The following is a 21,037-nucleotide window of genomic DNA, read 5'->3' on the forward strand; positions in this document are numbered from 1 at the left end:
GAACCAATCGCCAAGGCGAGTAGTAAAGAAGTGGACGAAATGAAGTCTACAAAACCACTTATAGTTTGATTACCAAATGGTTAAAAAAAATCAGTGCCGTCAAAAAAGTGGATAGATATGGAGAACCCTCCGTGAAAGAAAAGCAACGATAATACTAGGAACGCCCAGTCTACCTCTAAATTGAATCAATTGTTTTCGCTCCCCGCACCACGGACGAGTGCGCTGATCTTCATGATCTGCTCTTCGAACTCCTCTCGGGGACCCGCCGATTTGTTTTTGACTTTGACACGGTAGTTGTAGATGGTGTTGACAGAGTAGCGTAGCAATTTGGAGATCTGCGAACTATCATGAATCCCCAACCTAATCAAAGCGAAGATCCGCAGTTCGGTGTTGAGGAGCTCTCCCGATTTGAGCTCGATGCGCTCATCCTCCAGCAGGAGTTCGTTGACACGGTTGACAAAATCCGGGTAGATATTGAGAAAGGTACTGTCGAAAGTCGCATAAAATTGCTTGAGTTCTCGGTCTATCAGCTCAGGCGAACTGGTCGTCTGGAGCAGCTCCTCAAATTTTCGACTGGTGATCATCTTGCGCACCATGCGGCGGTAGTTGTCCAACTTGTCGATGAAGTCCGAACAGATGTTGAGGAAGTTGGCGATGTATTGCTCCTTGATACTATCGGTCTCGACAAGTTGACCGTTGAGGCTATTGAGCTGATCATTTGCATACTTGAGTTCGTCGTTGAGCTTTTGGAGACTGAGGTTGGCTCTGCTCAGGTCATTGCGGCCTTTACGCACCTTTTTGACCTGTCTGAAAATCATGAACACCATCACGGCTAATCCCACCGAGAGCAAACTGATCAGCAATAACATGTAACGAAGCTTAGTATTCTGCTGATCAATGCGCTTTTGATAGGCCGCCGTAATCAACGGGAAAATGTTAGAAATCTCAATAAAGCGCAGTCTTGAGTTGAAAAATTCCGCATCCTGAAACGAGAACTTGATGTATCGATAGGCGCGCTCGATCTGGTGATCTTCATAGAGCAACTGTGCCAACTGAGTCAGCGAAGCATTGTCTTTGATCGCAGCACGTATATCTGAGATCGCCGATAGCGCCAAATAAACCTTCTGCTCCTCGCGATTGCCGTTGATCTGATGGATCAGTGAGCGCTGAAACGCCACCAACGAGTATCCAGCAGTCGCCATCTCTACCATTTGCATTCGGCGCGTGTTGATTTCTAAGCACTTCTCCATTTGACGGGAATCACGGTATTCCTTTTCTTGAATGTCTAAATACAAATCCGACCCCTCGTCCACATGCCTAAGCAACGAATCCGTATAACTGTCAAGCTTTTCACGGTACATGACGATGTTGGACTCGATGCGCGAGTAGAAATGGAGATCCTCATACACTTTTCGGTAGACGACATAATACATTTTGAGCGAATACTCATCCAGTTTGTCAGGAGCTACTTTTTGCAGGATCTCAATCGCCTCCATATAGCTGCCCGAATGTGCGAGTAGTTTGGCAAGATATAGCTCGGATTGCCCCTCGAAGGCAGCATTGTGCAGACGACTACCGATCTCTAAATTCCTTTTGATATAGGCGAGTGCCGAGTCAAAATTGTACGCGGCATACTCCCGAATCAACTGCACATCGATGTGGTAGCGGTCTGCTTCGGTGAGTGTAGGGTCATCCATGAGGCTTTTGATGCTGTTGATCTTCAGCTCCCGGCGCTCCTCATAGAGTGGTCGTTTGGCGAGCTCCTGATCGAGCACATCGAGCAGTGAGTCTAGCTTTGCGGCAAAGACACCATTCGAAACCACCAACAGCAACATCAACCCTAATAACCTATGCATGGAGAATGATAATAATTTTTCAAATCAATAGGGAACGAAATTACACAATTCGATGAGATAACACAGCGATCCCTTCATCGCTCTTTGTATTTTGCCGAATGACAGACCTCCAAGACACTTTGGCCTACCCAATAATCTTGGTCGCACGGATGCATAAGTAGCATATATTGGCTAATTTTGCGCCTCACAAATAGATACATAGACGATGGAATTGAATGCATTGACAGCTATTTCGCCAGTAGACGGCCGATACAGAAGACACACCGCAGACCTTGCCGAGTTTTTCTCCGAGTTTGGGTTGATCAAATACAGAGTACACGTAGAGATCGAATATTTCATCGCGCTATGTCAGCACCCATTGCCACAATTGGAGAGTGTAGACGCAAGCGTATATGGCAAGCTTCGCCAGATCGTCGTGGAGTTTTCTGAAGCAGATGCACTAGAGATCAAAAAGATTGAAAGCACTACCAATCATGACGTCAAAGCCGTAGAGTACTTCATCAAAAAAAGATTCGACACACTCGGACTAGAGCCTTACAAGGAATTCATCCACTTTGGATTGACCTCTCAGGACATCAACAACACGGCGATCCCACTACAACTCAAGCACGCCATCGAGAGCGAGTACATCCCAGCGCTCAATCAAATCGAAGCACTGCTCATGGACATGGCCGAAGCATGGAAAGACATCCCTATGCTCGCCAAAACACACGGTCAGCCCGCTTCCCCTACTTTGCTAGGCAAAGAAATCCTCGTGTTTCATGAGCGACTGACCCAGCAGGTCAACATGCTCGATTCAGTGCGCTATGGTGCCAAATTTGGCGGAGCGACGGGCAATATGAACGCGCACCACATCGCCTATCCCGAAATCGATTGGATCAAGTTTGCCAACAATTTCGTAGACAACACCCTCGGACTCAGACGCAGCTACCCCACCACTCAGATCGAACACTACGACGACATGGCTGCCCTGTTTGACAACCTCAAAAGAATCAACACCATCCTCATCGATTTTGCCCGTGACATCTGGCAATACATCTCAATGGGCTACTTTAAACAAAAGATCGTAAAAGGAGAGGTCGGATCATCGGCTATGCCTCACAAAGTCAATCCGATTGACTTTGAAAATGCCGAAGGCAACCTCGGTATCGCCAATGCGCTCTACGAATATCTCTCTGCAAAGCTACCGATCTCACGCCTACAACGAGATCTGACAGACTCTACTGTACTCCGCAATGTCGGTGTCCCAGTTGGTCATGGTTTCATCGCGCTCAAGTCTCTCGAAAAAGGGATAGGGAAATTAGAGCTCAATCAAGCCAATATCGAGTATGATCTCGATCAAAACTGGGCGGTCGTTTCGGAGGCCATTCAGACTATCCTCAGACGCGAAGCGTACCCAGAGCCATACGAGGCACTCAAAGCGCTTACTAGAGGCAACCAAGAGATCACTCAAGAAAGCCTCAAGGTCTTCATAGATGGACTGGAAATCAGTGACGCAGTCAAAGCGCAAATGAAAAAAATCACTCCATTCAACTACACGGGAATCAACCCGCTGAAGTAAGAATAACAAAAATCATTTGATACAAAGCAGGAATCAAAGCGGAGCTATTTCGTTGAGGTTCCTGCTTTTTTATGTGCCATTGGATAGTGATGTTGTTTTGTGAAGACACAAACAGGGCTAGGTTGTTTTATCCCCTGAAGTCACCACTCGCACGAGCGCATTCTTTTAGTCTCTTGTTGACTGTAGCTTTCCACCATGGCCCTTTGGTGAATACCAGTTTGGTCTTAACCCAAAGGTTATTTTTGAACCGTCTCCAACCTGTTTTAACAGACTGACCTGGACGATGCTCTAGGACATACTCAAAACCCATGTTATGCGTCACTTCTATAGCGCATCGGTTTCCATAGAGCAACTTTCTACCATCCTTAACATAGATATAACTAATCTCCTTTTTGTCTGGCTGATTTCGTCGGGTGTCTTCTTTGACTTTTCGATCCACCTTTCTTGTGGGAAGCTCCTCTTCTGTTACTTCCTGAGCCCATGCTCCACCACTCAATAGCACAGTGACTACCAAAGCAAAAAGAAACCGTATGACTGAAGAGCTTAACATCATTTCAATGATAATTCAAATATCTATAGATAGCGAACGGTAAAGGTGAATTTATAGCGAGATGATGCCTTCGATGTTTTTGGCGCTTTCATAAACCTCAATCACCTGATCACTACTACCTGCCATCACCTGGATCGTAGCACTCACATATTTACCATTCTTGGAGGGCTTTAGTTTTACATCATGCTTTGGGAATAAAGCATTGACTGCCCCGACCTGAGCCTCGGGTACGATAAACTTAAACATGTACAAGGTAGGAAACGAATGTACGCTCTCTAGCTTGTCTTTGAATGATTGTGATGAATAGTCCATAAATAAAAAAAGTCCTGACTATTTAGGTCAGGACTCAAAGTTATCTTTTGTTTCTCTACTAGAAAAACTTATATCTCTCGTCTTTGATGTCTGCGAGTTCTCTTACTGCTTGATCTATGTTATACGACAACCTAGACTGCTGCTTAGAAGCGGCTTGGTTTCTGTAAACTTCATAGTCAGAGATTTCCGGCGCTTCATGCTTGTTGATTAACTCCAACTGAACTACACCGTTTTCTACTGCAAATGGAGCTGTTACCTCTCCTGGTTCCAACGAAAATGCTACGCCTACCGCTTTAGGAGCTAGACCTACGCTTTTGAGAGAGTTACTACTCAATTTCAAATCATCCATCGAGTAATACTTCACGTTATTGCCATCATAAGCGATGATTCTATTTGCCAATACTGGCTCATCAATGCTGTTTAGCTTATCCGTAATGACTTTTGCCTTTTTAGCATCTGTTACTTTCTTCGTCACTTCATTTCTAACAGACGATAGGTTAGCAACGCCTTCTTCTTGCTCAGACTCAAGGGTAGCCACTACATACTGGTTGTCTATTTCGAAGACATCAGACACATCTCCTACACTCGCTTTGTTGTACGCCCAGTAGACAATCGTTCTAGCTTCGGCTAAGCCTGGCAATCTTTTATCATTTGCTCCTAACTTGCCAGCTGATTTTACGCTCATGCCTGCAGCTCTCGCATTTTCCTTGAAATCCGATGAAGAATTGGTATCGAATGCAAAGCTCTCTGCATTTCTATAGTACTCATTACGCGTGTCGTCACTTACGAATAACTCCAATGCAACCTTAGCTACTTTCAGCTTTTCGTTCGTCTTAAGTGCAGTCACATCAATGATATGGTATCCGAACTGTGTTTCTATTACATCAGATAACAAACCGGTCTTCTTCGCATTGAACACTGCTTCTTGGAACGGAGCAACCATTCTTCCTTCGCCGAACCAACCAAGATCACCACCCTTAGACGCTGTACCATCCGTACCATGTTCTCTTGCCATTTCGGCAAAGTCAGCACCGTTCTTGATTTGCTTCAACACTTTTCTTGCCTCACTCTTAGCCGTTGCTTTCGCAGCATCAGTATCGTCATCCGCTTTGAACAAAATATGACTTGCTCTCGCAGAGTACTCTGCTCCCGCCTCTTTACCAGAGACTTTGTAAACCACATAGCTTCCACTCTCGATTACTGGCCCCACTACATCACCAACTACAGCGTCTTGTACTGCGCTAGGTAGCTTGTCAGCGGCATAGCTGTTATATGGATCATTTGAGTCTGAATTAACAGTAGCAAACAATGAATCATTTTCTGCATTAGCTAACTCTGTAGCTAATTTATCGATTTGTGTCTTCACCTCTAAAGTATCTGCCGCAGATGGTACTACATCTATCACTACATAATTGATAGCCTTAGAAGCATCTCTTTTATACTCATCTTCGTGATCAGACAAGTAAGCCTTCAACTCACTCTCTGACACAGACACTAAACTATCCTCTACTGAACTAAATGGCACGTAGATGTAGTTAACTTCTGCTGTATTGTTAGCATTAGTGTACTCATACTTGGCCTCAGCCTCTGTAGCGTAGTTCGTTTTAAGTATGAGGTTGTTGTATTTCGTACGCTGACGTGTCGGAGCTAAACTGTTTTCAAAATTGTACCATGAAGCCCGCTGCTGTGGCGTCTGCTCATTTAAGCTCTGTAAAAATGCAATCACATTTTCTTTTTCGAACTGTCCTGTTTCTGGATTAGTAAATGCCTGTCTGATCTGTGGGCTAATGTTATCACCCTGAACCATATCTACAATTTCTTCTTTTGAGATCTTCAATCCCAAAGCCTGGAACTGATTTTCGAATGCATATTTGCTAATCAAGGCATCCCAAGTTTGGTTGCGGATATACTCCTGCTCAGAGACAGAAGGGCTTCTTCCCTGATTCAGCTGAAAGTTGTAGGTCATTTCCTCCTGCTTGTCCAAAAAGTCCTGATAAGAAATAGACTGCCCTGCTATCTCCCCGATATCATTAGACCCACCGAATATCCTTGAGTTAGGTCCCAAAAGATCCGCGCCTACAAAAGCAACGATCGAAAACCCAATGAGTCCGACAATAATCTTCCCTCCTTTATTCCTTAATGTATTTATTAATGCCATGTCTATCTATGTTAAAAAGAAGCGCAAAATAAGAAAGCCTCCCGTTAATATCAAAATTTTCTTCTCTTAGTTAAATCCTTGTTTATGAGGCTATTCTTGATCCAAAACACGGAGCTTAATTTTTTCGATTCTAGCCTCCTCCATGAGCATGATCTCAAAACTGTATCCAGGAATCAAAATCACCTCTCCTAACTCTGGTAGATTCTCATTGATGGTAAGGATCAGGCCTCCCAACGTATCGTATTCACCTGTCGGTAAGTTTAGACTTTGACTCTCATTGATATAGTCAACCTCTTGTCTCGCACTGAATATAAATTCACTGTCATTGATTTTAAGTTCGACAAGATCATCATCATCATGTTCGTCTCTGATCTCTCCAAAGATCTCTTCGATGATGTCCTCCAAAGTCACGATACCTGAGGTCCCACCATACTCGTCGACGACCAGCGCAATACTTTTACGATCCGTAATGAGCTGAACCATCAGTTCGTTAGCAGCCATGGTTTCTGGTGCAATAATGATCTTCGTCAAGATACTCGCTACATCCTGGGGTTTTTTGAACAACTCTAAAGAATGACAGTATCCTATCACATCGTCAATAGAGTCATTGTACACTATTATTTTGGAGTGGCCTGTTGCCACAAACTGATCTCGCAAATTATCAATGGTATCATTGACATCCACTGCCTTGATCTCCGTACGTGGGATCATACATTCACGAACTTTGACTGTCTTGAAATCTAGCGCATTGTTGAAATATTTGGTATCCACATCCTGATCATTCTCCTCCTTGTCACCTTCCATGATGATTTTGAGGTAGTTGTTGAGATCAGTCAGTCCATATACTGGTTTATCATCCGAATAGTCGAGTCTTAGTACGCTTTTCAGGAGGAACTTGCTGCCAGCCACGATCACGTATACTACAGGACTGAGTACATAATAGATCAATAAAATCGGCACGGACAACACAGACAAAAACCGATAGGGGTTAGTCAAAAAGATACTTTTGGGTACATACTCGGCGGTGAACAATACAATAATCGTAGAGATAATCGTCTGAAGGAGTAGAACAATGATGTCATTGTTCAAACTCTGCGGTAGCACCGAGACCAACCAAGGATCCAGCAACATAGACATGAATATACCATAAATCACCAGTGTCAGGTTGTTTCCGATAAGTGTCGTGGCGATGAAGTTAGAAGGGTTGTTAGAAAATTTGGTAAGGATACGAGCAGACAGACCTCCTTGTTTCCCTTGTAAGGCGATGTGCAACTTGTCCGTCCGGATAAAAGCAATCTCTATACCTGAAAATAGCGCTGAAAAAAATATAGATGTCAGGATGCCCACTGTGAGGAATGTGTCCATAGATTATAGAAGAGCTATTTCTTGTTCTTTTTAAATTGATATAAAAGTAAGAGAGATACACTTAACATAAAAATCCAATATGAATGCGAAAAGCCGTATGTCATCGTCTGGTGTAGGCCAATTAAAAAAAAGCCCGCTGCCAGTGTAAATATTATGATTTGAAAAACTGAATTCATCTACTCTTCCATTATTTCTTCGGGCTCATCATCGTAACTGGTCGTGTCTTCCTCGAAGACCAAATCTTCATCAAAGCCCGACTCTTCGTCCACACTACCCTTGGTCGGGTTTAGCGTCATCACGCCTGTAGGGTTCAAAATCGTATACTGATCAAAATCCTCACTGGCTTCTAAGCCTTCTCCCTTCAGTACCTCTCCATCTGCCTTAATGGTCACAAATTTGTCAGTATATATTCTTTCTTCTTTTGGGTCCCAATTGAGAAGTTCAGAATGCAGTTCATCTCCTTTGGCTAGACTTTTCATCTGTACATCTCCTTCAGCTTTGTAATAGTCCTCCTTGGCAAAATAATATCCAGTATTGGCACGTAAGGTAGATGATAATTGTCCCATGGCATTGTAAAACTCAAGGTATATCCCTTCGGGAAAATCCCTGTCTTCGTTTTCATAAACCAACTGTTTGGCTGCTACCAGTCTCAGTTTGGTTACCGCTGAGTCAGACACCAAGACATCTATGTTGTCCAAAGTTACCGATGGCCCATCATAGGTTTCCTTCTCCAAAACAGCATTCTTGCTTTCACATGCTAGCAATAGGCCAATCATTAATATGGGAAGTAAGTATTTCATACAAAGCAAAAAAAGCACCTTACTTGAACAGTTAGGTGCTTTTCATCAATTCTTTTTTATCTACTAGTTTGGTCTTCTTTCGAGAACGACTGTTTCGTTGATCCAACATCCTACAGTCATAGACTGTCCCTCGGTCAACCCAAGTTCAAAGATCTCCGAGATAGAAGGGAACTGCTCTTTGGCTTTTGCCATTCCATCTGCATTCCCAGCCTTTTGGTATTGATTATATGCTGCGATGAACACCAATCTATCCGCTACTTTGCTCACCCCTTCTCTACAGTCATTGTAACTCTGCATATAAAGGTTTCCAATCATAGTATATGCATCGCTCATAGATGGATCGTATGACAATGCCTTTCTTGCATTTGTTCTGGCAGCTGATTTTTGCCCCTTGCTTGCGAACATTTGAGCTTTATTCATATAAATTTCTGCTTTTTGCAAGTTGTCATCAGACATCTCGATTGCAGCATCATAGTACTCAGCTGCTTTGTCTGTTTCTCCAGCAGAGGCCAATTTGATCCCTAACACTTTTGCCATACCGTACGATGGCTCGCTCTTATAGACCAACTCTCCCGCTTCTACAAATGCTGGGCTATCTGTACACTTCGCTGACAACATCAACTGAAATACCTTTTTGGCCATCTTGGGGTCTTGAGTCTCATTCATTTTAGGAACGAGTTTCCCTTCGATAAACTCACAGTTAACATCTACAGTAGCTGTCAATAGCTTGTCTACGTTCTCTTGGTATCGCTCGTATTTGGGATTGCTCTTTTGTGCTTCCTTTTCAGAAATCACATCCGATATTTTCCCATACTTGTCTATTACCTCTTCGTCTGTGATAGATCCCCCACCTAGCTTATATCTTCTGACCACATCCATATAGGCCACTAGATTGTTATCAAGTGTATTGACACCATTCATCTCGAAAGTTTTGTCAAACAAATCCATCAACTCCTGATACTTGTCACGATTTCCTTTGTAGAATTTATATGCTCTGAACGCTTTTCTATTCAACACATTTGGTTCATCACCAAAATACTTGATACGATCGTCATACATCTGAAGCGCTTTCTCTTGGTAAGCGAGTTGTTTAGCAGGATCAGTTTCTTTTTCTTCTAAACCCTCGTAGATTTTAGCACCATTGATATAAAGTGATTCGTTGAGATCTGGGCAGTTATCTAGTAGCCATTGGTGTGGCTCTACTGCTCTAGCAAACTGATCACTTTTAACAGCGTCTACATATAGTGCGTTCTTTTCCTTGGCTTTATCTACATCTTCTGGCCAGTTCCATCCTGGCTGAGCGATTGCTGCGGCATTTAATCCAACAACTAACCCTATCAATAGTAGCTTCTTCATTTTAATCGAATTTATGTTTTGACCGTTGAGTTCTTAAAAAAGTGAAAAATTATGATGAACTGTCCACTTTCTCAACTAATGCCCAACTATTAATTATATTTTCTTCTAACAAACCACCGATCATTCAGTGTTGCACCTAAGACAAACTTGATATATGTCTCTTTGACTAACCCGTCACTCTTAGTACCTCTCTGCCCATATTTGAACGCCATATCGAGCGATGAAACAGACTTTACAGGAAGTGACCAGCCAAAATTAATGCCAAAGTCATCGATCTTCGTCGTACCAGCTAGGTAGGGTACTTGCTCATAGCTCACACCAAAACGGTATCTCACACGGCTCAAATAGCTGTCTACATCGTTATACTTGGGTATTATTTCTACACCTAACCCTGCTCTGTAAGAATCCCTCATTTTCTGCTCAGAAAAATCTCCAAAGGCAGCATCCTCTTTCCATTCTGCTCGTGCTACATCTATTCCTATGATGAATCTGTTGAGGTGCTCAAACGAAACACCTATTCCATATTCAGCCGGCAAATCAAAGGCATTGCTATAGGTTCGGTTGGTCAACGTATCTCCTGGTATGGAATTGTCATTAACGAAAGTCACCTGACGCGTCAGCCTATCCCCTTCCAAACTATGCGCCAGGTCATAGGTCGCCCCTATATTTATTCTTTTGTCCTTTGCGATATCTATTTCGTAGGAAGCCCCAAACCCAAAAGTAAACCCTTTGTAATTCGTCTTTTCTTTTAGACCCGTAGGTACTTGAGCCAAAACATCTTCGCTATAGAGATAGATTTTAGTTTCGTCCTCTATAAACCCAAATAGAAAAGAACTCCTTACGCCGACGGATAAATTATCTATGATTTTGATACCATTAGACCAATAGACTTCTGATATACCCCCCTCTCCTTGATTCTCGGTAATGGAGATCACATCATCATTACCAATGACCTGACCTGAGGTAAGAAAATCAAAATTAACAGAGCTATAGGGTCTAACGCCAATATTGGTCGTCATGCGGTTATAGAGTACTGGAAAAGCAAAACTGAGGTATTTGAATCCCCCAGTACCTGTGGTCTGATTGTCAAACTCGCTTGCTGCTGTACGTGACTCTCCTTGCAACCCTATTTCAAATGCACTGAGGACATTATAAGTCAAGAGTGCCGGGTTCATATTGTTGATGTGATAAAAACTCGGCGTACCGATACCCACTCCACCCATGGCCTCTTGGTGAGACATGGCTCTACTCTGTATATCACCAATACCAAAAACCGAATACGGGGAAAAAGTAATCTGTGCTTGAGCGAGATAGCCGCAAAGACAGGTAGCTACAAGGGCTATACTATTTTTTATCTTCATTATACTCCAAAATCCTATTCAAACCTACCAGCACTAATTCAGGGGACGCAAAGATGGATTCTTTTAATTTAGATTCAAAACGTTTTGCACCGCCACCACATAGAATCACCTGTATATCAGGCCATTTTTGTTTGTACCGTGAGATAATACCGTCTATTTCGGCAGATATCCCATGGATGACTCCACTCGTCATAGCTGAGCGTGTCGAATGTCCTATCAAGTCAACTTCATCATATTCCTCTATCAAAGGCAGCCTCTTGGTATAGTCGTGCATCGCTTTAAACCTCAGCGCGATACCTGGAGATATTGCTCCTCCGTGATAGTTGTTATCCCTATCCAAAAAATCATAGGTAATACATGTCCCTATGTCAATGACCAAACGACCACAAAGGTTGCCTACCGTCTGTGCTCCTACCACTGCAGCGAGACGGTCCAGACCTAAGGTCTCCTTAGTACTGTACAAATTCTGGAGAGGGAGTGGCGTATCGTGAGACATATAAAGCACGTCATGGTTTGACAGATAAGCCTCCTGCTCCGTAACAGAGTAGGCTACCGAACAAGAAATCACACGATCTGGTGCCAATCGAGTCAGCACCTTCTGTAGACTAGGCAAATCCGAGACCTCCAAAATCTCTATTTGTGTGCCGCTATCAAAACTACCTACCTTAATCTTCGTATTGCCTATATCGATTGCAACCGCCTTCATTTTATCAATAAATTAACATAAAATTAATCAGACCGGAATTTATAAGCTATTCCAAAATAAATATGCCGGATCACCCAAAAATGCCCCCCACCTCGCTATATTTATTCACACAATGCTGGCATTAGTCGGCTAAAGGAGTGAAATAATGTAATTATTGGATAGACGAGTTCAGCGCATTTATATATTATTGCCATACCATATTTATGTCCTCATGCGGAAGTTTTTTATTCTATTTTTATTACTTAATACAGCACAACTAAGTGTTGCCAAAACATCAGAAACCGACCTAAACTCCAACCATACGGAAACTACGGTTGGGTTAGATTCAGTCCAGTCTGATGCAGAAGAAGCGCATCATCATGCCCCAGCGTGGACGGTCATCCCTTTCGTGTTGCTACTACTGATGATCGCTACGGGGCCTTTGTTCTATGAACATTTCTGGCACAAAAACTACCCCATCGTAGCATGTGTATTAGCAGCCATCGTAGTTCTCTATTACCTCTTTATACTACACAATCATCATAGCCCCGTCCATGCATTGGCTGAGTATGTGCAATTTATTGCTCTCTTGAGCGGTCTGTTCATCGCATCAGGAGGCATCATGATAGAGGTGGATAAGGAGGCCAAACCTATGACCAACGTGATGATCCTTTTGATTGGCGCATTAGTAGCCAACATCATCGGTACGACAGGTGCATCAATGTTGCTCATTCGCCCGTTCATCAGACTAAACAAAAACAGAATCAAGCCCTACCATATCATATTCTTCATCTTCATGGTGAGTAATATCGGAGGTTCATTGACACCTATTGGAGACCCTCCTCTGTTTCTCGGGTTCTTAAAGGGGGTGCCTTTCTTCTGGACACTAGAACACAATTTGATCCCTTGGCTCTTTGCCTCATCTATATTAGCTATTGTTTTCTTCTTTGTGGATAAGAAAAACAAAGCAGACTACAGCTTTGGAGAAGAGCAAGCTACTCCGACGAATAAGATAACTTTCACTGGAACTAAAAATTTCGCTTGGCTAGCGGTAATCGTAGGCTCAGTATTCTTAGACCCAAACGTGCTAGATTGGGTCCCTGCGATCACTTATGAAGGCCAGAAATTTTCCTTCGTTAGGGAGATTATTATGCTGTTGTCCGGCTATTTGTCTTTCAAATTTGCAGACCGAAAAGCAATAGATGGCAATGAGTTTAATTTTGAACCGATCCGTGAGGTTGCCTTTATTTTTGTAGGCATATTTGGGACGATGATGCCTGCACTAGAACTGGTCGGCAACTTTGCTCAATCAGATGCAGGGGCAGCAATGATCACTCCTAACACCTTATTTTGGGGAACAGGTCTTTTATCAGGATTCTTGGACAATGCACCTACCTATATCAACTTCTTAACAGCGGCCATGGCTTCTCAGGGAGCATCTATCAATAGCCTTGCACAGGTCATAGATTTTTCTCAAGGCGGTGCAGCTTTCACTAATTCTATCCTATCCCTAAAGGCCATATCCGTCGCGGCAGTTTTCTTTGGCTCAATGACCTATATAGGCAATGGACCAAACTTCATGGTCAAATCAATCGCAGAACAGGTCGGTATCAAAATGCCTTCATTCTTCGGCTACATCATTAGATTCTCCATTCCGATTCTACTACCTCTGTTCCTTTTGGTATGGTTAGTCTTCTTTTATTGGGGGATATTATAAGTTCAGAAAATCAAAAAAGGGATGCAATCAAATATTGCATCCCTTTTTTATACTAGCCCCGAAAAAAGCCTACAGCGCCAACATCTTGACAGCAGTTATGGCTGCTTCATCTCCTTTGTTGCCGTGCTTACCACCAGCACGATCCATGGCTTGTTTTTGTGTCTCTGGTGTCAATACGCCGAATATAACGGGCTTGTCATACTTGAGCGAAACGTTAGTCACTCCCTGTGCTACAGCATCACAGATAAAATCAAAATGCCTGGTTTCTCCTTGAATCACACATCCTAAACAAATCACCGCATCTACATCATCTCGCTGCGCGAGTTTCTGCGCACCTAGACTAAGCTCAAAACTCCCTGGCACATCTACTTTTACGATATGTTCTTGTTTTGCGCCATGACTCAGTAGCGTCTGTACTGCTCCATTGTATAATGAACCTGTCACCTCCTCATTCCATTCAGAAACAATGATCGCAAATACTTTGTCACTGATATCAATAAGGTTATTGGTACTATAATCGCTTAGATTTTTTTGTGCACTCGCCATGGGTTCTTACTTTTTTGCAAAGAAAAAAGGGATGAATCAATATCCATCCCTTTTCCTTCAAAATATCTTTCTATTATTAGTTTTGCAGACCTTCTAGTCTTGCCACATGCTTCACAGCATCTTGGTATACTGTAGAGGCGCTATACTTTTCAACGATAGTCTCATAGTTAGCTAGTGCATCAGATTTGCTACCTGCTTTCTCATTGGCAATCGCTGCTTTGACTAAATATACAGGGCTAAACTGATCGTTGGCCTGATAGTTCGCTGCTCTTTCGTATAATCCTGCAGCATCTGAGAACTTCCCTAGCTCCATGTAAGCGTCTCCTGTCAAAGCATACGCTCTAGACTGAATCAGGTAATCATCTGCACTGAATTCTTTAAGGTATTTCAAAGCATTGTCATAATCCCCTAACTTAAGATACGTCGCTCCTGTATAGTAGCTAGCCAAGTTAGCCGCATCGGTCATTCCGTAGGAATCCATGATCTCCAAGAAACCATAGTTGTTACCATCACCATTGAGTGCCAAGCCTAAGCTATCTGCCTCGAAATAATACACCGCTTGAAACATGTCGCGCTGTGCATTTTCATTTTGGTTCTCTATATAGTAACGTCCAAAAAGAAAACCTATAATAATCACAGCAACCACTCCTCCTAGTACAGAAACGAGCGTTTTATTCTTCTCTATGAAATGCTCAGTTCTGGATAATTGCGCAGCAAGTGCCTCTGGGCTCTCTAGCAAATCATTTCCGTGTGACTCAGCGTCTTTTCTCTTTTTTGTCATCTTTATTTAAAATTCAAGGCAGTAAATCTAGTAAAGAATTTGATTTACCGCCATGTTTAGTCTTTCAAGTCTAATTAAACCTCCACGAATGGATAAGAAGCATCTGCATATACATCCGTATAAGCATTTTCTGCCGTTGGGTACTCAGACTCTTCGGCAAATTTAACCGCCTCAGCCACAATCTCCTTGATCTTGTCACCAATCGCTGCGAGATCTTTCTCTGTTGCAATTTTTTGATCCAAAATCTCTTGTCTAATCTGCTCAATTGGATCTCTCTGCTTGTATTGCTCTACCTCTTCTTTTGTTCTGTACTTAGCAGGATCAGACATTGAGTGTCCTTTATATCTATAGGTTCTGAACTCTAGCAATGTTGGGCCTTCGCCTGCTCTAGCTCTCTTAGCAGCTCTATCTACTGCATGGTGCACATCGATCACTGACATCCCGTCTACTGATTCAGAAGGCATCTCATATGAAGCACCTAATTGATCTAGACCTGTTACGTTAGACGTTCTAGCTACAGAAGTACCCATTGCATACCCGTTGTTCTCGATACAGAATACAACTGGCAGCTTCATAGTCATTGCCATGTTTAGTGCTTCGTGAAATGCACCTTGTCTAACCGCGCCATCACCCATGTAGGTCATACATAGTTTGCCAGTGTTATTGTACTGCTCGGCAAATGCGATCCCTGCTCCTAGTGGCACTTGTCCACCTACGATACCATGGCCACCAAAGAATCCATTCTCTTTGTCAAACATGTGCATAGATCCACCTTTACCTTTGGATATTCCTGTCGCCTTGCCATATAGCTCCGCCATGATCGCTTTAGGATCAGAACCTAAGGCCATAGGATGAGCGTGGTCTCGATAAGCAGTGATATACTTGTCGCCTTTTTCTAATGCAGAAACAGCTCCAGCTACACATGCCTCTTGGCCGATATACAGGTGACAAAAACCTTTGATTTTCTGCTGACCATATAACTGACCCGCCTTCTCTTCAAACTTTCTCATCAACAACATGGACTCGTACCACTCCATGTAGGTTTCCTTTGGAAAATCACTTTTGGATTTTGCTCTGGTATTCTTTTTTTCTTTTACACTTGCCATTTCTAAATAAGGTTTAAAGCGTAAACACGCAATATTTTCAAGGTTAGACTTAAACACTAGGTTAGCGAAGTGCGAAATTAGTTATTTTCGTCACTTCAGCAAAGAATATATGTTTCTTCAATCACTCAAACTCAGCAATTTTAAAAACTATTTAGCAGAAGAGGCCGTTTTTTGCGAACATGTCAATTGCTTCGTCGGACTCAATGGCAGTGGAAAGACCAACCTTCTCGACGCGATCTACTACTTATCGTTGACCAAGTCCGCTTTCAACACCATAGATAGTCAAAACATAAGACATGAAGAGTCTTTCTTCCTCATCAAAGGGGAATTCAAAATCAACAACAAATTCAGCATAATACAGTGTAGCCTAAAAGCTCAGGAGAAGAAAACCTTTAAAGTCGATGGGCAGGAATATGATAAGCTCAGTCAGCACATGGGCAAATATCCAGTGGTCATGATCGCGCCTAACGATGATGAACTGATCCGTGAAAGCAACGAGGTGAGACGTCGGTTCTTTGACAGTATTATCTCACAGTACGACCGGGAGTACCTACAAGTACTCATCAAATACAACCACCATCTAAAACAGCGGAACGCTGCTCTAAAGCAGTTCAAAGAGACTAGGCAGTTCAATGCGACGCTACTCGACAACTATGACGCTGTATTAATCCAAGCTGGCAAAGTGATCGCTGAAAAACGTAAAGCTTTCTTGCTACAGTATCAGCCCTATTTCCAAAACAACTATGACGAACTCGCCGACCAAAAAGAAAATGTCACGATAGACTATAGTTCAAAGGCGTTAGAAGTAAATTTCAAAGAACTCTTCATGGAGAGCCGTGACAAAGATCGTATCATGTTACGTACACTGGTCGGCACACACCGTGATGAATTCATTTTAAAAATTAACGGAAAGCCACTCAAAAAATTTGGATCTCAAGGGCAACAAAAATCTACGTTGATCTCACTCAAACTGGCACAATTCGAATTTATCAAAGCCCACCTGAATTTGACCCCCATCCTTCTTCTAGACGACATATTTGATAAACTGGATGATCAGCGAATTCAAAAACTGCTAGATATCATTTCCTCAGACAAGTTTGGTCAGATATTTATCACCGACGCACGAGAAGAACGAACCAGGGATCTCCTCATAAAAAAATTTGAGACCTTAAAAATATTCAAAATAGATGCTGCGCAGATGACGGAATTGACCTAAAAATTGAGCACAAAAAAGCCTGACTCATCAGAGTCAGGCATAAACCTCCTATCATTCGTGCTTCAAACTAAGATAGGCGGTTAGGTTAAAAGGTTATCTTTCTCTATGAGAACTACCAAAACCTTACCGTCTGCCAATTGCTATCCAATGCCGTAAGACGGTTGTCCATAGCACTCTTTGGCTTTTCTAGTACATTCGACTTTAGAACTCCCATTAATATTATATACATGCTTAGCACCAAGATTAACTTGCCGTAACTCCTTTGGTCTTTTTTATGAACAGTCATAATGCATTGATTCTGGTTAAAGATTAAAATCACAATAATTCATGGTTCAAAAGACTACCTATTTATAGCCTAAGTCAATACCACGTATTAGGTATATTAGTCGAATCAAATACTGCTGAGACGCCCCGTTAAGTACATCTATTCACAAAATTCTACGGTTTTATTTAAAGTAGCAATACCACATAGTGCGTATTTTTGCTCTTCCCCCCCTTTAGTATTAGTAGACCAAGCCGTAAATGTCACATCTCATAAAGTCAGTCTCTTATCTATCATTTTTCACGCATGAACGAATTTCTTAAAAAACGGCCTTTGCTTTAATCTATCACACTTTGCAGGATGTTTTCTGGGCTGAGACCTTGTAATTTCCTGCAATATATTCTACTCATTTGTTCGAGAGAGTTGCAGATGACTCAGTATTTATATTAATTTGTACGTAGTTATACGTAATTAAATAGCGATGAAGAACGAACCATGTAAAACGTGCCAAAACCTAGATTGTATTATTAAAAGGAATAGCTATGGAGAAGGGATAGAAGATTACCTTGCCCAAAAACATACTATACAGTGCAAAAAAGGACAGCAGTTTATCTTGGAAGGAGCTCCTGTACACGGGCTGTACTTTGTTTACAATGGCAAGGTAAAAGTAGCTAAAACAGGCTTTCAGGGGCGTGAGCAGATTGTTCGCTTCGCCAAAGACGGAGAAATCATCGGTCATAGAGGCTTTGGTATTGGTCAATCCTATCAGATCAATGCAGTAGCACTAGAGGACACGGTCCTTTGCAACTTTACCAATGACGTGCTACAGGACATGCTCCACAAGCTACCCAACCTGACCTACGACTTTATGATGTTCTATGCTGAAGAACTCAATCGAAGTGAAACTAAAGTCAGAAAATTTGCTCAAATGACTGTAAGGGAGAAAGTTATTGATGCATTCCTATATATATATAGAAAATTCGGGCAGAGCAACGACTACTTAAATATTCAGCTTTCTAGAAAAGAAATAGCAGATTTTGCAGGAACTACTGATGAACAAGTCATACGCGTAATCTCCAGCCTCAAAAAGGAGAATCTGCTAAGAGCAAGCGGTAAAAGGCTTGGTATCATAGACTTAGACCAGCTACGAAAAGAAATATCAGAACATAACTTCTTCTTGGATAGCTAAAACATGTTATTTAACATGTTTTAGCTTGTCTTAAACCATATTATATAAAGCTATTACGCATTTAATTTGCACGTAATAATACGTATATATTAAATGTCACAATTTCAATCCACTCAAGCGAACAAAACACTTTTTCTAAACACGCTGGCCTTTACTTTTTGTTTTGCCGCCTGGCTTCTCAATGGTATCTTGGTTACATTCCTTGTTGACAATCAACTATTCGCTGCAATACAAATCGGATGGTTAATAGGCATTCCAGTATTAACAGGTGCAATTTTCAGACTTCCTGCCGGCATACTCACAGATAAATTCGGTGGCAAACCCGTATTCACAACACTTCTACTCGTTTGTGCCGTCCCATTATTCTCACTATCCTATGCTGACGATTTTTGGTCTTATGCACTATGCAGTTTAGGCTTTGGTCTCGCAGGTACTAGTTTCGCAATTGGGATTGCGTATAGCTCGGTTTGGTTTCCAAAAGAAAAACAAGGAACCGCACTAGGCATATTCGGAGCAGGAAATGCAGGCGCAGCAGTCACTACGATGGTTGGCCCTAATATCCTAGACTACCTCACCGATGACAAAACCAACCTAGAAGGATGGAGAGTGATGCCCCAGCTATACGCTGCGGGTCTTATCATCATGGCAATCATATTTTTCCTCTCCACGAAAAACAAGAAACCAAATGCTGGTCCCAAATCCGTCGGAGAACTGTTACGACCACTCAAAAGCATCCGTGTTTGGAGATTTGGCTTATACTACTTTTTGGTTTTCGGATGCTTTGTATCTTTTGCTGGCTGGCTAGTCCCCTATTATACCAATGTCTATGGCTTTGACCTGGCTATGGCTGGTTTTTTGGCTTCCTGTTTTAGTCTTCCTTCTGGTATTATTCGAGCCTTTGGCGGATGGCTTTCTGACAAATTCGGCGCACGTACGATCATGTATCGTGTACTCGGCGGGACACTTATACTCTCTCTAGCATTGCTACTTCCCAAAATGGATATCTACTCCACAGGGAAAGGTGTTCCTGCTAAAAAATCCGGCACCATCACAGCAGTATCCAGCCAGTCCATAGCCATAGATGGACAAACCTATGACCTAGAAAAAAAAACAAACAAACTAAAAGATGCCGAGAAAGAATTTCACTTTTGGCCTGTAAAAGAAACATGGCAAGAACCTATCGTACAAGTAGGCGATAAGATTGCCAAAAAAGAATTACTCGCCGAAGGAAAAACACACATCTACTTTCACGGCTAACGTTTGGATATTTGCCAGCCTAGCGATACTGCTAGGGTCTATCTGGGGAATAGGCAAAGCAGCGGTCTACAAGCACATCCCGGACTACTTCCCTGATGAGGTCGGGGTAGTCGGCGGTATGGTCGGGGTACTAGGTGGTCTCGGTGGGTTCTGCTGTCCCATCATCTTTGGCTATCTGCTAGAATGGACAGGACTCTGGTCGAGTTGTTGGATACTGATGCTGGCACTGTCAGCGATCTGCCTAATCTGGATGCACCGTGTGATTCAAAAGATGACCGACAAAGCAGTACCACAGTTGTCCACCGATTTTGACAGAACAAAAAACTAAATTTTACTTATTCAAATTCAAGGCCACTGGTAGAAGACTAGTGGCCTTTTTATTGTCCAGAAAACGCCTCGTAGTAGGACAATAATTTATTGATTTGATCAATCAGCTTATCCACCTGATTCGCCAACATTTCAGCAGAGCGATCGGACAAGCTAACCAACATGTCACGCCACAACGCATCCACTCGATCCAACACTGGCAAACATTGCGCTGAATTGATTCGCGAGTTTCTAATGACTTCAATGTTACCCTCAAAAGCAGTGACCGTTTCTCTGGTCATCTTTTCGTTCTCCATCAGTTGCGCATTGAGCAGTTTCATCAACAACATCCTCTGACGTCCCGCACGATTGATCAAGCCAGACATCTCTCCGATATCATGAACCAATCGATCCAGCTCCTCTAATTTATCGATCGATCGTGCACTCATATTTTGTATCTCTCCTGCCAAAACCCTGAACGGAGCTCCTTCGGATCCTCCCAACCTACCTGCGTGAATCGCAGCATTGATAGCAACCATATTTGTCTGTCTAGAGAAGTCACTCATGCTCTTGATCACCGTACTTAAATGCTCTTTAATCGTCATATTTTATCTACGTATCACTACTTATTAATGTGCAATTCTAGAAAATAT

Annotated in this window: 19 protein-coding genes; 6 read left to right on the forward strand and 13 right to left on the reverse strand. The window is 42.5% G+C overall.

All coding sequences use genetic code 11. From position 1 onward, the window contains the following. Nucleotides 1-185: 185 nt before the first annotated feature. The gene (locus BGP76_RS13365; protein WP_073123808.1) at nt 186-1,856 is read right to left on the reverse strand and encodes a DUF6377 domain-containing protein; all 1,671 of its coding nucleotides are present in this window, start codon (nt 1,854-1,856) and stop codon (nt 186-188) included. A gap of 205 nt (nt 1,857-2,061) precedes the next feature. On the opposite strand from BGP76_RS13365, the gene purB reads away from it, so the two are divergent. After that, on the forward strand, nt 2,062-3,417 hold the full coding sequence (gene purB / locus BGP76_RS13370) for an adenylosuccinate lyase (protein WP_119845071.1): 1,356 nt from the start codon (nt 2,062-2,064) through the stop codon (nt 3,415-3,417). Nucleotides 3,418-3,544: 127 nt separating this feature from the next. Here the strand turns inward: purB and BGP76_RS13375 are convergent, their stop codons facing one another. From BGP76_RS13375 to BGP76_RS13410, 8 genes are all read right to left on the reverse strand, one after another. Beyond that, nucleotides 3,545-3,970, reverse strand: a complete 426-nt coding sequence (locus tag BGP76_RS13375; protein ID WP_119845072.1) for a hypothetical protein — start codon at nt 3,968-3,970, stop codon at nt 3,545-3,547. A gap of 48 nt (nt 3,971-4,018) precedes the next feature. Then, entirely contained in the window at nt 4,019-4,279 is a 261-nt protein-coding gene (locus BGP76_RS13380) for a DUF493 domain-containing protein (RefSeq protein ID WP_073123802.1), read from the reverse strand. A 58-nt stretch (nt 4,280-4,337) separates the two neighbouring features. Further along, nucleotides 4,338-6,437, reverse strand: coding sequence for a SurA N-terminal domain-containing protein (locus tag BGP76_RS13385; protein WP_119845073.1), 2,100 nt, complete (start codon nt 6,435-6,437; stop codon nt 4,338-4,340). Nucleotides 6,438-6,527: 90 nt separating this feature from the next. After that, nucleotides 6,528-7,802: a hemolysin family protein gene (locus BGP76_RS13390; RefSeq protein ID WP_119845074.1), complete on the reverse strand. Its 1,275-nt coding sequence runs from the start codon at nt 7,800-7,802 to the stop codon at nt 6,528-6,530. A gap of 176 nt (nt 7,803-7,978) precedes the next feature. Further along, nucleotides 7,979-8,602, reverse strand: coding sequence for an LPS export ABC transporter periplasmic protein LptC (gene lptC / locus BGP76_RS13395; protein WP_119845075.1), 624 nt, complete (start codon nt 8,600-8,602; stop codon nt 7,979-7,981). A 63-nt stretch (nt 8,603-8,665) separates the two neighbouring features. Beyond that, nucleotides 8,666-9,958, reverse strand: coding sequence for a hypothetical protein (locus BGP76_RS13400; protein WP_119845076.1), 1,293 nt, complete (start codon nt 9,956-9,958; stop codon nt 8,666-8,668). An 89-nt stretch (nt 9,959-10,047) separates the two neighbouring features. After that, entirely contained in the window at nt 10,048-11,319 is a 1,272-nt protein-coding gene (locus BGP76_RS13405; protein ID WP_073123793.1) for a hypothetical protein, read from the reverse strand. Further along, a complete protein-coding gene (locus tag BGP76_RS13410) occupies nt 11,303-12,025 on the reverse strand; it encodes a type III pantothenate kinase (protein WP_119845077.1) in 723 nt (240 codons plus the stop codon). Before BGP76_RS13410 ends, BGP76_RS13405 begins: the two co-directional genes overlap by 17 nt. A gap of 211 nt (nt 12,026-12,236) precedes the next feature. On the opposite strand from BGP76_RS13410, the gene BGP76_RS13415 reads away from it, so the two are divergent. After that, nucleotides 12,237-13,721, forward strand: coding sequence for a sodium:proton antiporter (locus tag BGP76_RS13415; protein WP_119845078.1), 1,485 nt, complete (start codon nt 12,237-12,239; stop codon nt 13,719-13,721). A 69-nt stretch (nt 13,722-13,790) separates the two neighbouring features. On the opposite strand, the gene ribH is transcribed toward BGP76_RS13415, so the two are convergent. The 3 genes from ribH to pdhA form a co-directional block, all read right to left on the reverse strand. Beyond that, the gene (gene ribH / locus BGP76_RS13420) at nt 13,791-14,267 is read right to left on the reverse strand and encodes a 6,7-dimethyl-8-ribityllumazine synthase (protein ID WP_073123787.1); all 477 of its coding nucleotides are present in this window, start codon (nt 14,265-14,267) and stop codon (nt 13,791-13,793) included. 76 nt (nt 14,268-14,343) lie between these two features. Further along, nucleotides 14,344-15,048: a tol-pal system YbgF family protein gene (locus tag BGP76_RS13425; RefSeq protein WP_073123785.1), complete on the reverse strand. Its 705-nt coding sequence runs from the start codon at nt 15,046-15,048 to the stop codon at nt 14,344-14,346. 74 nt (nt 15,049-15,122) lie between these two features. Beyond that, complete coding sequence (gene pdhA, locus BGP76_RS13430) at nt 15,123-16,154, reverse strand: pyruvate dehydrogenase (acetyl-transferring) E1 component subunit alpha (RefSeq protein WP_073123783.1); 1,032 nt, start codon at nt 16,152-16,154, stop codon at nt 15,123-15,125. Nucleotides 16,155-16,263: 109 nt separating this feature from the next. Here pdhA and BGP76_RS13435 point away from each other — a divergent pair, with 109 nt between their 5' ends. The 4 genes from BGP76_RS13435 (at nt 16,264) to BGP76_RS20555 (ending at nt 20,406) form a co-directional block, all read left to right on the forward strand. After that, nucleotides 16,264-17,370 carry a DNA replication/repair protein RecF gene (locus BGP76_RS13435; protein ID WP_119845079.1) on the forward strand — a complete coding sequence of 369 codons (1,107 nt, stop codon included), beginning with the start codon at nt 16,264-16,266 and terminating at the stop codon, nt 17,368-17,370. 743 nt (nt 17,371-18,113) lie between these two features. Then, entirely contained in the window at nt 18,114-18,821 is a 708-nt protein-coding gene (locus tag BGP76_RS13440; protein WP_073123779.1) for a Crp/Fnr family transcriptional regulator, read from the forward strand. 93 nt (nt 18,822-18,914) lie between these two features. After that, entirely contained in the window at nt 18,915-20,078 is a 1,164-nt protein-coding gene (locus tag BGP76_RS13445; protein WP_255416133.1) for a nitrate/nitrite transporter, read from the forward strand. After that, nucleotides 20,023-20,406, forward strand: coding sequence for an MFS transporter (locus tag BGP76_RS20555; RefSeq protein ID WP_255416134.1), 384 nt, complete (start codon nt 20,023-20,025; stop codon nt 20,404-20,406). The genes BGP76_RS13445 and BGP76_RS20555 overlap by 56 nt, the downstream gene beginning before the upstream one ends. A gap of 49 nt (nt 20,407-20,455) precedes the next feature. Here BGP76_RS20555 and BGP76_RS13450 read toward each other — a convergent pair whose 3' ends face one another. Next, nucleotides 20,456-20,989 carry a methyl-accepting chemotaxis protein gene (locus BGP76_RS13450; protein ID WP_119845080.1) on the reverse strand — a complete coding sequence of 178 codons (534 nt, stop codon included), beginning with the start codon at nt 20,987-20,989 and terminating at the stop codon, nt 20,456-20,458. Nucleotides 20,990-21,037 lie beyond the last annotated feature (48 nt).

This window comes from Reichenbachiella sp. MSK19-1, from assembly GCF_003590315.1.
GTDB classification, from domain to species: domain Bacteria; phylum Bacteroidota; class Bacteroidia; order Cytophagales; family Cyclobacteriaceae; genus Reichenbachiella; species Reichenbachiella agariperforans.

Excerpts from the sequence above, each read along its gene's own strand:
- BGP76_RS13365 (WP_073123808.1), bottom strand. The coding sequence starts at position 1,856 with ATGCATAGGTTATTAGGGTTGATGTTGCTGTTGGTGGTTTCGAATGGT.
- purB (WP_119845071.1), top strand. The coding sequence starts at position 2,062 with ATGGAATTGAATGCATTGACAGCTATTTCGCCAGTAGACGGCCGATAC.
- BGP76_RS13375 (WP_119845072.1), bottom strand. The coding sequence starts at position 3,970 with ATGATGTTAAGCTCTTCAGTCATACGGTTTCTTTTTGCTTTGGTAGTC.
- BGP76_RS13380 (WP_073123802.1), bottom strand. The coding sequence starts at position 4,279 with ATGGACTATTCATCACAATCATTCAAAGACAAGCTAGAGAGCGTACAT.
- BGP76_RS13385 (WP_119845073.1), bottom strand. The coding sequence starts at position 6,437 with ATGGCATTAATAAATACATTAAGGAATAAAGGAGGGAAGATTATTGTC.
- BGP76_RS13390 (WP_119845074.1), bottom strand. The coding sequence starts at position 7,802 with ATGGACACATTCCTCACAGTGGGCATCCTGACATCTATATTTTTTTCA.
- lptC (WP_119845075.1), bottom strand. The coding sequence starts at position 8,602 with ATGAAATACTTACTTCCCATATTAATGATTGGCCTATTGCTAGCATGT.
- BGP76_RS13400 (WP_119845076.1), bottom strand. The coding sequence starts at position 9,958 with ATGAAGAAGCTACTATTGATAGGGTTAGTTGTTGGATTAAATGCCGCA.
- BGP76_RS13405 (WP_073123793.1), bottom strand. The coding sequence starts at position 11,319 with ATGAAGATAAAAAATAGTATAGCCCTTGTAGCTACCTGTCTTTGCGGC.
- BGP76_RS13410 (WP_119845077.1), bottom strand. The coding sequence starts at position 12,025 with ATGAAGGCGGTTGCAATCGATATAGGCAATACGAAGATTAAGGTAGGT.
- BGP76_RS13415 (WP_119845078.1), top strand. The coding sequence starts at position 12,237 with ATGCGGAAGTTTTTTATTCTATTTTTATTACTTAATACAGCACAACTA.
- ribH (WP_073123787.1), bottom strand. The coding sequence starts at position 14,267 with ATGGCGAGTGCACAAAAAAATCTAAGCGATTATAGTACCAATAACCTT.
- BGP76_RS13425 (WP_073123785.1), bottom strand. The coding sequence starts at position 15,048 with ATGACAAAAAAGAGAAAAGACGCTGAGTCACACGGAAATGATTTGCTA.
- pdhA (WP_073123783.1), bottom strand. The coding sequence starts at position 16,154 with ATGGCAAGTGTAAAAGAAAAAAAGAATACCAGAGCAAAATCCAAAAGT.
- BGP76_RS13435 (WP_119845079.1), top strand. The coding sequence starts at position 16,264 with ATGTTTCTTCAATCACTCAAACTCAGCAATTTTAAAAACTATTTAGCA.
- BGP76_RS13440 (WP_073123779.1), top strand. The coding sequence starts at position 18,114 with ATGAAGAACGAACCATGTAAAACGTGCCAAAACCTAGATTGTATTATT.
- BGP76_RS13445 (WP_255416133.1), top strand. The coding sequence starts at position 18,915 with ATGTCACAATTTCAATCCACTCAAGCGAACAAAACACTTTTTCTAAAC.
- BGP76_RS13450 (WP_119845080.1), bottom strand. The coding sequence starts at position 20,989 with ATGACGATTAAAGAGCATTTAAGTACGGTGATCAAGAGCATGAGTGAC.